The sequence below is a fragment of the Clostridium senegalense genome (assembly GCF_018916625.1).
GTDB classification, from domain to species: domain Bacteria; phylum Bacillota; class Clostridia; order Clostridiales; family Clostridiaceae; genus Clostridium_J; species Clostridium_J senegalense.
In genome coordinates, this window is record NZ_JAHLNC010000012.1 from 51,360 (window position 1) to 63,054 (window position 11,695).

Below are 11,695 nucleotides of genomic sequence, written 5' to 3' on the forward strand. Positions count from 1 at the left end.
GGACGTTATAAAGAGGTGTACCCTACCAATAAGTGGGACGTTATAAAGAGGTGTACCCTACCGGTAAGTGGGAACTTTATAAAGAGGTGTACCCTACCAGTAAGTGGGGATTTTAAAAGCGGTGAACTCCTACCAGTAAGTGGAGAGTTAAAAAAGCGGTGAACTTCTACCAGTAAGTGAAGAGTTAAAAAAGTGGTGACGCTCTACCATTAAGTGAGTAACTAAAAAAGTTTTAAAGCTAGTTATTAAATTTTAATAACTAGCTTTTGTTTTGAAATTAATTTTAATAAGTCCTATTGGGGCTTATTTTTTATTTGGGGGGATTTAATTGAAGAAAGAAGATATATTTAATAGAAAAATAATAAAATATAATTTTAGTGTTAAGAGGTTAATATGAAAGATGTAAATATATTTAGAGTTAATAGTAATTATATAAGGTATTTAAATAAATTTGATGCAAAGGTAATGTACAATAAAGATAATCTCCATACTCGACCATATGTTGGTATTGTATTGGATATAAATAATTTAAATTATTTTGCTCCCTTAACCTCGCCTAAACCTAAACATGAAAAAATGAAGAACAATTTAGGGTTTATGAAAATAAGATTAAAAGATAATGAATATGGAGCAGTAAATATAAATAATATGATACCTATAAAAGAAGACCAATTAATAAAATTTAATATAAATGATGAAAAAGATAACAAATATAAAAAATTATTAAAAAATCAATTTAAATTCTTATATAGGAATGCTGATAATATACATCATAGTGCTCTAAAGCTTTATGAAAAAGTAGTAATTCAAAAGGATATAAATTTTATTAATATGTGTTGTGATTTTAAAGTTTTAGAAAATAAATGTTTAGAATATGATTATAAAAAAACAAAAGAAAAAGAATTCTCTAATATGGTGAATGAACATCAAATATGGATTAATACGAATGGCGAGAGTGGAAAACAAATTAACTTAGAAAATAAAGATTTAAAAGGATTAAAACTTTTAAATCTGAATCTAAGAAATATAAATTTACAAAATGCTGATTTAAGAGATTGTATTATATTTGCAGATTTACAATCAGCGAATCTTAAAGGAATAAAAGTAAATGAGAATACAAAATGGGTAGGATCAAACCTAAAGAACGCTGAAATTGATAAAAATGTATTAAAATTAATAAAGAAACAAATAGATAGTGATAGCAAAAAACATCAATATGGGCTAAGCTGTTTAAAGACAGCATCAAAAGAATGCGCTATAACTAAAGAATAGTTTTAAATTATATTGACAATATGCTTCTAAAATAGTAAAATAATAGGTATTAAAAGTGGTGACGCTCTACCATTAAGTGAGTAACTAAAAAAGTGGTGACGCTCTACCATTAAGTGAGTAACTAAAAAAGTGGTGACGCTCTACCATTAAGTGAGTAACTAAAAAAGTTTTAAAGCTAGTTATTAAATTTTAATAACTAGCTTTTGTTTTGAAATTAATTTTAATAAGTCCTATTGGGGCTTATTTTTTATTTGGGGGGATTTAATTGAAGAAAGAAGAAGTATTTAATTTTACAAATAAAGTTAATCTTTTGTTGAAATCACTTGAAGGAACTAATATAATTGGTGATAAATATAAAGTTAATCAAATAAATAAATTGATAAATGAAATTAATAATACAATAAAAAGTGTTTCACCAACGCCATATGAGCAATATTCTATTAAAACAAAATATTTATATTATGGAATGATTAATGCAAAAAATAAATATGAAAGTGCTAAGCTAGGTGGAAATGAAGAAATTATTAAAGATGCATTAGATGATTATAATAAACTAGTTAGTAAATATAATTTAGCGAAACAAGTAAGAGATACATTTAAAATTGCAGATATAGGATAAATTTTAATGTTGTATAATTTTGGGAAATATGATACAATGCTTATTGAAAAGCAAGTAAGCTTTTGAGGAGTTAATGGATAACGCTTTTTTCCGCAGTGGGGGACGCTAAAAATATACCATGAATGCTTGACTATTGGGCAACACATAGTCTGTTATCCAGTAAAAGTTGAGGGCTTTATCGGAATACCTGGCTAATAAAAAACCGAAGAAAGTTGAGGGTTTTATCGGAATACCTAGCTAATAAAAAACCGAAGAATGTGATATTAAAGAACATCTAAGAGGTGTTCTTTTTTATGTGTAAAATTTAAAGTTTTGTTGACAAAATATAAAATTAGTGATAATTTGATGATAAGAAGTAATTCTTCAGGGCGTACGAAACAACCGCACTGTTCCGAGCTGTCGGAGGTTAAATTATTACAGCGTTTGACCTGGTTAGGGTAGGGAAACTAACCTGTTGTTTCAATTAATTGTTAGATAAACCTTAACGTATTTTTACGTTAAGGTTTTTTGTTTTATATTAGGGGTAGATTTATATAAACAAAAGAACTTTAGGAGTGATAACTTTTAAGTTATTAGGAGTAATGAATTTAGGTAGGTATTATTTTCTTGTCTTTATAAAGTTTGAATATTTTAAACATATATGATACAATTCAAATGAAAGATAAATTTATCTTTAAGGAGTAAATGGATAACACTTCTTTCCCAAGTGGGGGACATAAAATATACCATAAATGCTTGGCTATCGGGCAATGCATAGTCTGTTATCCAATAAAATTGCGAGGCGTTTGTCAGAAGAGCCTGGCTAATAAAAAACTGAAGAAATTGATAGGTGTTTGTCGGAAGAACCTGGGTAATAAAAAACCGAAGAAATTGATATTAAAAGGCATCTAACTAGATGCTTTTTTATTTTTTATAAATTAAATGTTTATTTTAAAATTTTTGCGGTATAATACAGGTATAAAGAAGACTTGGAGATTTAACACTCTAGCTTTCTTGGTCGGTTAAATTAGTAGATGCAACGTCTTTGGTCGGGTGTTGCATCTTTTCGTTTTTTGGAATTAAAGTTTCTTTTGAATTATTCTTAGAAGCTAATTCCATATTTAGTTGAACAGATTTAACACAGATATTATTAGATATACACCTATAAAAATAACTAAAACTAAACATCACATATAATTTATTAGGATTTAATTTCTACTTTTTGAGTTATTTCTGAGTCATCTCAAAAACACTCTCCTACAATATGAAATTATATCAATGTTACTTTTACAACATTATAATAATATTAAATTTACTTGTAGACACTATTACTTGATATATATGGTCTTTAGATAAAGATTATCTTAATTTAGTTTAAAGGGGTTAAAAACAGTTAAAAGAGAAGTATAGCCAACAGAAGAAAAATAAATATATAATTTTATAACTAAGTATTATATAAAAGTAGAGAAATTCTAATATAAATAATTATAATGAATTATGCTGAATTTACTATAAATATGACAGAAAGCAATATAAGTAAATTACAATAAATTGTATATTATTTATATTATTTATGTTAAACTATAATAAGATAAATTTTAAGGAGGTAATATTATGTTAAAGAAAAAAATTGTATCATCTTTAATAATGTTAGGAATATTATCAGTTAATATATTAGGAACACCCAGTATAGCTATGGCAGCATCAATAGAAAATAATCAAAATAATAATATTGAAATGGAAAGTTCAAGTATACAACCAAGAGAATTAGGATCATTTATAGTAACAGCTGATATTGGTGCTAATATCAGAAGAGGAGCATCAACAAGTTACAGTATAATAACTTCAGTACCAAAAGGAACAATTTTATGGAGATTGCAACCCGATTTTGTAAATGGATGGTATAGAGTAAGAACAATAGATAATAAATATGTTGGTTGGATACATCAAAGTACAGGATATGCAAATAAATAATATAAATTTATAAAATTTTTATGAGTTTGTAAAGGGTTACAAGTATAAGTTTGTCTTATTAATTGTAGCTCTTTAATACTATTAGGAAGGGATTATATAATTAAGGATTATAAATTAATTTTAGAGATAATATAAAATTGGATTAGCGAAATTAAACTTGATTAGTGTAAAATAGATAAAAATACATTAAATCTAATTAACAATCAATTTAAAAATAATATAAATAGACATAATTATGGATTAAGTAATTTAAAAATTGATGAAAAAGAGGTTATTGTAATAAAAAATACATAAGTAAAACTAAATGTTAAATGTCTAGAGCTCTTTTAGTTGGTTAAATTATTATGTGTAACATCTTTGCCCAGTGTTACATTTTTGTCTAAGTAATTATACATTTTGTGTGATTTTATAGAAATGCAAAAACAAGTAGAAATAGCTTATCTGCTATTTCTACTTGTTTTTATTCCTAAAAATATTTTTTAATTATACTTATTATATAATTAAAAAATATTTTTAAGATATAAGTACCTTTACTTGTCTTTATTAGTTACTTGTTAGAAGCGAGCGTAGATATAGTTACTATTACTAGTAGATTCATATCTACATTAGATGATAAAACACCTATAATAAAATCAACCCCCTTTTTAAAAATATAGGTATTTGTTATACTCTTAGGCATTTAACCCTTTACTGTACATATATGGGCAAAAAATGAAAATTGTACAAGTTATTCTCAAAAAACATAAAAATGTTAAAAATTTTAAAATTAATAAAAGTGTTCCAAAAGGTGTACCTTTACGGAATAAAACTTTCCTACAAGTTTTGAATCTGTAAAGGTGCATTTTTTTATGTGAACATATTCGTAAAATAAGTTGTATGTTTACGGATGATTTTATATAATTATTATATAAATTTAAAAATGGAGTAGATAGATATGAAAAAAAATTATGGCTATGCAAGAGTTTCCTCAAAAGAGCAAAATTTAGATAGGCAAATTGAAGCCTTAACAAATTATGGGATAAATGAAAGAGATATTATCACAGACAAACAAAGTGGTAAGGATTTTAATAGAACTGGATATGTAACATTAAAAAATCAATTGCTACGTTCTGGTGATACTTTAGTGATTAAAGAATTAGATAGACTTGGAAGAAATATGGATATGATAAAAAAAGAATGGCAAGAGCTTCAGGAAAATCGAATAAATATAATAGTATTGGATACCCCATTACTTAATACTGAAGGTAAGAGTGATTTAGAAAAAAAACTAATATCAAATATAGTTTTTGAATTGTTATCGTATATGGCAGAGAAAGAAAGAATAAAAATAAAAGAACGTCAAGCTGAAGGGATTAAAAAAGCTAAAGAGAAGGGTAAACACTTAGGTAGACCAAAAGCTAAATATCCTAAGTTGTGGGAGATGTACTATTTCCAATGGAAAAGTGGACAAATAACAGCTAAGGAGTGTATGGAACAATTAGATTTAAAAAGAACAACATTTTATAAATTAGCTAAAGATTATGAATCAAAACTTATAAAATAGTTATACTTTTGTATAATGATATAAAGTTTTTGAAATATTACTTACTTGGTATTATAATTGATAAAATTTAACTTTTAAAGTAAGAATAAAGGAATCAAACATTTTTAGTAAATAAAAGGCTAAGAAGTTTACTCAATAAAATTTTTATATTGATCTTAGTTGATACTGAAAATTCAATATTACCTCAAGTTAATAAAAAATAGGTATAGATGTTGGACTTAAAGAATTTGCAATATGCAGTGATGGATATATGATTAAAAATCCTAAACATCTTAGAAAACTACAAAGAGATTTATCAAGAAAACGAAAAGGAAGTAATAATAGATATAAATCTAGAGTGAAAATTGTAAAATCACAGCGAATGTTCTTTAAATATAGTATATACAACACAAGAATTATGGTTTATATTGTTATGTTTAGAAGAATAATGTAATATATTTAGTGGTAGTTTATGATTTTAATAAAACTCCAACACCCTTTATTAAAATCATAAACTTTAGTGAGATTTTCCAATAAGTTATGGGGGGGATTTTTTTGAAAGAAAAATTTTATGAGAACAAAAAAGATATTATAGCAAGAGTAATTATAGTTAAGGAAAAAATCTGTAAAAACAAAAAAATTATTATAGCAGGAGTAATTACGGTTATAGTACTATTAATAGGAATTGGAGTAGTAAAGTTAAGACCGGCTAAAGAGAAAACTGTGGTGAAACCTGAGGACTCATATGAAATTCAGGGAGTAGAACGTTTAAAATTCAATGCAGTTAGTGTTATAAGTGATGAACAAAGGGTTATAGTAGATAAGAGTTTAGGGGAAGTAAAAGATATCAAGATTAATGATGGAGAAGAAGTCAAATCTGGAGATATACTATTTTCTTATCACAATACTGCGATAGAAGATCAAATAGCACAAATTGACAGACAGATAGCTAGCAATAATGACAAAATTACTAAAGTTAAAAATGATAAAACTAAAACCAATAGTAATATAAGTCAATTAGAATCAGAGTTAGATAATATAGTCAATGAACTAAGTGCAATTCAAGCTACAGTGGCTGAGAGTTCTGCAGCTACAGATGAAAATGGCCAAAATAAATCTAGTGAATTACTTAAAAAACAAACAGCCCTTGAAGGCAAACAAATTGAAATATCACAGAAAATAGATATTTTAAAGAGCCAAGTTAGTGGAGCAGACAGTGAAATAAGTTCTTATGAAGACACTAATAAAGAAATTTCAGTAGAAAAGGATATTTTAAACAAGAAGTTAAACAATGAAGTAGTTGCAGAGATAGATGGAGTAGTGAAAATTGATAATAAAGGTATAAATGATCCAACTACAGTATATATGAGAATAATCTCTAAGGAACCATTGGTTAAAGCTGAAGCATCTGAATTTGATATAAAGTCTTTAAATATAAATGACGAAGTGTTGTTAAAAGTTGTTAGTAGTGGGGAATATGTAAAGGGAAATATAACAAAAATTGATGATTTACCTATAGAAGAGGTTGGACGAACTGTAACAGGATATAATTTTTATATAAAACCTAAAAAGAATATTATGGTAGGATTTTCAATAGAGGTTAATGCAAATTATAAAGGAATAAAAATACCTAAGGATTATGTGTATAAAAAGGACTCTAAGATATGCGTACTTAAAGAAAAGGGAGCTTCCCACGAGAATATAGAAATAAAAGCTATTTTAGAGGGAGATAGCTATTATTTATTAGATGGAATTGTAGGAATAGGGGATAAGTTAATTAAAAATCCTTCTAAGGTGTTAGAAGGGAGTAATTAACTATGATAAAACTAACAGATATTGATAAATTCTATAATACTGGAGACGAAAAATTTCAAGCTTTAAAATCTATAAATATAACAATAGATAAGGGTGAGTTTTTAGCTATAATGGGCCCATCAGGTTCAGGAAAATCAACCCTCATGAAGATATTAGGATTACTTGATAAAAAGTTTGATGGAAGTTATACATTTTTAGATAAAGAGATAGCTACCTTTTCAGATGACGAATTAAGTAGGTTTAGAAATGAGAAAATTGGGTTTATATTTCAAGATTTTAATCTTATAAAGAGACTTTCTATAAAAGAGAATATAGAAATTCCAATGCTTTATAGAGGTCATAGAATTAAGGAGACAAAGTCACGAGTTAAGGAGTTATTAAAAAAAGTTAATCTAGAAAGTAAGATTAATAAGTATCCTACAGAATTATCAGGAGGACAGCAGCAACGAGTATCCATTGCAAGAGCTTTGGTAAATAATCCTGAAATAATAATTGCAGACGAGCCTACGGGAGCTTTAGATAGCCATACATCTAAGGAAATAATGGATATATTTAAAGAGCTTAATAAAGAAGGTATAACTATTATTTTAATTACTCATGATATTAATGTAGCTAGAAAAGCTAATAGAGTAATGACGATTTTTGATGGAGAACTTAAGGAAGGTGAATTTTAGATGAAGCTTAATGTTCTAATTTTTTCTGCTTTAAGGAATCTTGTTAGGAATAAGAAAAAATCTTTTTTAACTATGTTAGGTATAATAATAGGAATTGCAGCTGTAATTACTATTGTTGCTTTAGGAGAAGGGTATAAGAATAAAACTATAAAGGATTTGACTGGAGAAAATGAAGGCGAAATTGTACTAAATGCTATGATTATGAGTAAAGATAACAATTCGTCTACAAATACTGTAGAAAATAATTTTAACAATAATGATAAAAAGGCTATTGAAGAATTATCAGAAGTTAAAGCAGTAGAATATGAATATTCTAATAATGAAAAGGGCGAATTTGTTAACTTAACTGTTATAGGTGTTCAACTTCAAGGTTTAGTATCAAAGGTGAAAAGTACTGATTCAGACAAAATTATAGGTAGAAATTTAACAGATAAAGATGATGAAAATGCAACAAGAACAATTGTGCTAACAGAGAACTTTTTAAAAGATAAAGTGAAAAACCCAAAAAATCCAAAAGATTTAATAGGTAGTATAGCTAGTTTGAAAGGTATTACATTTGAGATTGTAGGAATTATTGAGGCTGATGATGAAGATGAATTTAGTTTTAAATTTACCTCAGATATTCAAATCCCCGAAAGTACATATAATAAGTATTTTGCAACTGGTGGAACTATCCAAGGGTTAAAAATTACTTTATGTAGTGGAGTAGATGTGAAAGAGACTGTTAAGAAGGTACAAAATATTCTTAACGATGTAGGGTCTAAAAAAGCTGATGGTGAGTACATGGTTATGGATACTAGTGGAATAATTAAAATCATGGGAATCGTGTTAAATACTTTAACAGTATTTATAGCAGGGGTTGCAGGAATATCACTATTTATAGCAGGCATAGGAGTTATGAATATGGTATATACTTCAGTCTCAGAAAGAACATTAGAAATAGGTATCAAAAGATCTATAGGAGCTCGAAGAAGAGATATAAAGAGAGAGTTCTTAGTTGAAGGTATTGTGATTACTGTTACAGGTGGATTAATAGGATATGTAGTTGGGATAATAGTTGCTAACATAATTTCTTTATTCATGGATATTACTATTATACCGAGTTTATTTACAGCATTCATTGCTATAGGAATATCTATATTTGTAGGAATAGTATCAAGTGTAATTCCAGCAAATAAGGCAGCTAGTTCAAATACTATTGATATACTTAAATAATTATATAGTAAAAAACAGGCAGATTTTAATCTGCCTGTTTTTTACTATATAATTATTTATTTTATACTAAGTGCTGAAGTAGGGGTGAAACCAACCAAATTGACAAAATGTTCGCTCTTAAACTTACATAGGATCATTGTTATAAGGATAATCTACTTTACTCATAGATTGTTTGAACAAGTGTTACCACTTTAATATATCACGTCAATAGCCAAAATAATCAGCTACTCTACCCAAAGGATTTTAAAAATTTTTGCGACTACTTTTAGGACCAGTATATATTATAGATGCTGCAAATATTACTATTATTATTACAAAAGCTAGTATAGCTAGTGATTTGCTAATTATTAAAGATAGCACAAAACCGATTACACCAATAACGCAGGTTATAAAGCATGTTTTTTTGATTCTTGATAATGCTATTTTAGGATTATATTTTCCCTTTTCTTCTTTATTCAGATAGTAATACCACTTTATCCAATTAACACTTTTTTCTGGATTAGATATTTCAAAAACAATAAAAATTATAAAACTTGCTAGAGTTATCTGTAATAATCCTATTTGATATATACTCATTCTCTACCTCCAATTAATAAATATGAAATTAATGATACATAACCACATACCATATAACTTTATTATAGAATCACATGATATATTTTTCAAGATGTTTCAATATTGTAATAATTTTTATAATAATGTAATAATAATCATTAAATGTATTTAATTTGATTTTGTTACATTTTGTTGATATTTTGCTACATATTATTAATAGTTTGTTACATTTTATTGATATTATGTTGACATATGTAAAATAAAGCACTATTATTTATATAAATGGATATTAAAAGTATAATTAACTTTTATTGTATTAAGTTACAAATAATACTTAAAATATTATAGCATTAATTGTTAAAAATAAGCAAAAAATATAAAATGTATAATACATTTTGGACAAGTATGCATTGAATTAAGTATAAATCCATTAATATATTATTTTATAAATATTCCTCATGTATTAATATGATATATTTATAATTTCTATAGTATTTATTTTTGAGCATATGATTACATTGAAAATTCATATATTTCTGAATAATTGGGTTTAATTTTAAATTTAAGAAAATGGCAGGTATAATTATGGAAATTAGAAAAATGTGTGAAATTGTAGAGTATTTTACTCCTGGTATTATGATAATATATTTGGAAGATAAGAAAAAGGAATTACTTTTATTAGCTATAACAATTTTACTGATTAGTGCATCTATATTGGATAATAGCAAAATTACAATATATGTACTTTATATTTTTGTTTTATATTTTTTAAGAAAATTTATTAGTAACACCTTTATAAACCTGAAGTATGATAAAGTCAATTTATTTAACTTGCTGATGTTATTAATTTTTATTTATGTATTTATTGTTAATCCCAATACTAGAAGTGTAGATACATACTCATCTTTAGATTATAAGTTTATTTTGCTAATATTTATATCAAATTCAATTAGTGTATTATTGTGTATAGGGCTTTCATTTATGGGATTAGGTATCCCTTTTGTCCTAATGATAGAATATAGATTTGCAGTATCTATTTTATCTAATTCTACAAATCTTATTGCATATAATTTAGCAGTTATTCCACATGGAATTATTGAATTTTATGTTATGTATTATGTTTTTGAGCTATCTTTAAATATATTGCATGATTATAAAAATATGTTGTCTGTTAAAGAATACAAGATGATTGTTAATCTTAAAAAACTAATATTATATGAGGTGCCTAAATTATTATTTTTATTATTGCTTGCATCTATCATTGAAGTATTACTATCTAATAAATTATATATTTTATTAATAAACCTATAAAATTGTAACTGTCTGTATTTTTTTGCAACAGTTTAGTATGTGTAAATTTATTAAACTCATAACATAATATCATTTTATTTCTATTATGTTATGAGTTTAACAAATTTAATGCTAAACATCTATAGACATTTTCCTATATGATAGCATTTAGTTATAGCAAAGAAATTCTTGATTAGCCAATTAAATTAGTCATAAAATAGGAGATTGTGACAAAATAAATATTTTAGGGGGAAGTTGTATATGTTAGTAGAATATGTAAATGGGTCAATATCATGGTATGGTGCTATTAATAGAGGGTTAGGTATCCTTGGATTGGGTAATGAAGCTTTTAGCTTTTTCTCAAATTTCTTTTCAAATATTGTAACAGCTTTTACAGCTAATGGTAATGTGTGGGAAGTAGTAAAAATGATACCTGATTTTGCGTTTATGCTTGTAAGCTTTGTTCCTGCAGTAAAAGTCGTATCTCAAGCTTATAATCTTGTAATGTTAGCATAGAACTTGTATTGAGACAAAATAAATATTTTTAAGGGGGAAATTGTATATGTTAGTAGAATATGTAAATGGGTCAATATCATGGTATGGTGCCATTAATAGAGGATTAGGTATCCTTGGATTGGGTAATGAAGCTTTTAGCTTTTTCTCAAATTTCTTTTCAAATATTGTAACAGCTTTTACAGCTAATGGTAATGTGTGGGAAGTAGTAAAAATGATACCTGATTTTGCGTTTATGCTTGTAAGCTTTGTTCCTGCAGTAAAAGT

General features: G+C 26.3%; 11 protein-coding genes and 1 pseudogene. 11 read left to right on the forward strand and 1 reads right to left on the reverse strand.

The window, feature by feature from the left end; genetic code table 11:
* Window positions 1-393 precede the first annotated feature (393 nt).
* The 8 genes and pseudogenes from KQI36_RS16080 to KQI36_RS16115 all read left to right on the forward strand — a co-directional run bounded on the left by KQI36_RS16080 (window position 394) and on the right by KQI36_RS16115 (window position 9,070).
* Window positions 394-1,272 carry a type III toxin-antitoxin system ToxN/AbiQ family toxin gene (locus tag KQI36_RS16080; RefSeq protein WP_216451782.1) on the forward strand — a complete coding sequence of 293 codons (879 nt, stop codon included), beginning with the start codon at window positions 394-396 and terminating at the stop codon, window positions 1,270-1,272.
* A gap of 265 nt (window positions 1,273-1,537) precedes the next feature.
* Complete coding sequence (locus tag KQI36_RS16085) at window positions 1,538-1,891, forward strand: IPT/TIG domain containing protein (RefSeq protein ID WP_216451783.1); 354 nt, start codon at window positions 1,538-1,540, stop codon at window positions 1,889-1,891.
* 1,593 nt (window positions 1,892-3,484) lie between these two features.
* The gene (locus KQI36_RS16090) at window positions 3,485-3,844 is read left to right on the forward strand and encodes an SH3 domain-containing protein (RefSeq protein ID WP_216451784.1); all 360 of its coding nucleotides are present in this window, start codon (window positions 3,485-3,487) and stop codon (window positions 3,842-3,844) included.
* 934 nt (window positions 3,845-4,778) lie between these two features.
* The gene (locus KQI36_RS16095; RefSeq protein WP_216451785.1) at window positions 4,779-5,387 is read left to right on the forward strand and encodes a recombinase family protein; all 609 of its coding nucleotides are present in this window, start codon (window positions 4,779-4,781) and stop codon (window positions 5,385-5,387) included.
* A 137-nt stretch (window positions 5,388-5,524) separates the two neighbouring features.
* Window positions 5,525-5,739, forward strand: a pseudogene (locus KQI36_RS17960) (transposase); the annotation flags it as partial.
* A gap of 182 nt (window positions 5,740-5,921) precedes the next feature.
* A complete protein-coding gene (locus KQI36_RS16105) occupies window positions 5,922-7,181 on the forward strand; it encodes an HlyD family secretion protein (protein ID WP_216451787.1) in 1,260 nt (419 codons plus the stop codon).
* A 2-nt stretch (window positions 7,182-7,183) separates the two neighbouring features.
* A complete protein-coding gene (locus KQI36_RS16110) occupies window positions 7,184-7,855 on the forward strand; it encodes an ABC transporter ATP-binding protein (protein WP_216451788.1) in 672 nt (223 codons plus the stop codon).
* Entirely contained in the window at window positions 7,856-9,070 is a 1,215-nt protein-coding gene (locus KQI36_RS16115; protein WP_216451789.1) for an ABC transporter permease, read from the forward strand.
* 243 nt (window positions 9,071-9,313) lie between these two features.
* On the opposite strand, the gene KQI36_RS16120 is transcribed toward KQI36_RS16115, so the two are convergent.
* Window positions 9,314-9,646 (reverse strand): hypothetical protein, encoded by a 333-nt coding sequence (locus KQI36_RS16120; protein ID WP_216451790.1) that lies wholly within the window; start codon window positions 9,644-9,646, stop codon window positions 9,314-9,316.
* A 564-nt stretch (window positions 9,647-10,210) separates the two neighbouring features.
* Here KQI36_RS16120 and KQI36_RS16125 point away from each other — a divergent pair.
* From KQI36_RS16125 to KQI36_RS16135, 3 genes are all read left to right on the forward strand, one after another.
* Window positions 10,211-10,936, forward strand: coding sequence for a stage II sporulation protein M (locus KQI36_RS16125; protein WP_216451791.1), 726 nt, complete (start codon window positions 10,211-10,213; stop codon window positions 10,934-10,936).
* A 240-nt stretch (window positions 10,937-11,176) separates the two neighbouring features.
* Complete coding sequence (locus KQI36_RS16130) at window positions 11,177-11,431, forward strand: hypothetical protein (RefSeq protein WP_216451740.1); 255 nt, start codon at window positions 11,177-11,179, stop codon at window positions 11,429-11,431.
* A 46-nt stretch (window positions 11,432-11,477) separates the two neighbouring features.
* A partial coding sequence (locus KQI36_RS16135) for a hypothetical protein (RefSeq protein WP_153474260.1) occupies window positions 11,478-11,695 on the forward strand: 218 nt, incomplete at its 3' end.

Bases quoted from the DNA above. Each gene is read 5' to 3' on its own strand.
- KQI36_RS16095 (WP_216451785.1), top strand. From the start codon at position 4,779: ATGAAAAAAAATTATGGCTATGCAAGAGTTTCCTCAAAAGAGCAAAAT.
- KQI36_RS16110 (WP_216451788.1), top strand. From the start codon at position 7,184: ATGATAAAACTAACAGATATTGATAAATTCTATAATACTGGAGACGAA.
- KQI36_RS16090 (WP_216451784.1), top strand. From the start codon at position 3,485: ATGTTAAAGAAAAAAATTGTATCATCTTTAATAATGTTAGGAATATTA.
- KQI36_RS16125 (WP_216451791.1), top strand. From the start codon at position 10,211: ATGGAAATTAGAAAAATGTGTGAAATTGTAGAGTATTTTACTCCTGGT.
- KQI36_RS16130 (WP_216451740.1), top strand. From the start codon at position 11,177: ATGTTAGTAGAATATGTAAATGGGTCAATATCATGGTATGGTGCTATT.
- KQI36_RS16120 (WP_216451790.1), bottom strand. From the start codon at position 9,646: ATGAGTATATATCAAATAGGATTATTACAGATAACTCTAGCAAGTTTT.
- KQI36_RS16080 (WP_216451782.1), top strand. From the start codon at position 394: ATGAAAGATGTAAATATATTTAGAGTTAATAGTAATTATATAAGGTAT.
- KQI36_RS16115 (WP_216451789.1), top strand. From the start codon at position 7,856: ATGAAGCTTAATGTTCTAATTTTTTCTGCTTTAAGGAATCTTGTTAGG.